The following is a 249-nucleotide window of genomic DNA, read 5'->3' on the forward strand; positions in this document are numbered from 1 at the left end:
CCGATAACCCACGCGTGGCGGGCGACGTCGGCAAAGCGGGCGTCGCTATCGACACCGTGGAAGATATGAAAGTCCTGTTCGACCAGATCCCGCTGGATAAAATGTCGGTTTCGATGACCATGAATGGCGCAGTACTACCAGTACTGGCGTTTTATATTGTCGCCGCAGAAGAGCAAGGTGTTACACCCGATAAACTGACCGGCACCATTCAAAACGATATCCTCAAAGAGTATCTTTGCCGCAACACCT

General features: G+C 52.2%; 1 protein-coding gene. It reads left to right on the top strand.

The window, feature by feature from the left end:
• A partial coding sequence (locus tag QP437_RS10245) for a methylmalonyl-CoA mutase family protein (RefSeq protein ID WP_285267762.1) occupies positions 1-249 on the top strand: 249 nt, incomplete at both ends.

Origin of the sequence: Haemophilus sp. UMB1048 (genome assembly GCF_030218125.1) — a bacterium.
In the GTDB taxonomy this organism is placed as follows: domain Bacteria; phylum Pseudomonadota; class Gammaproteobacteria; order Enterobacterales; family Pasteurellaceae; genus Haemophilus_D.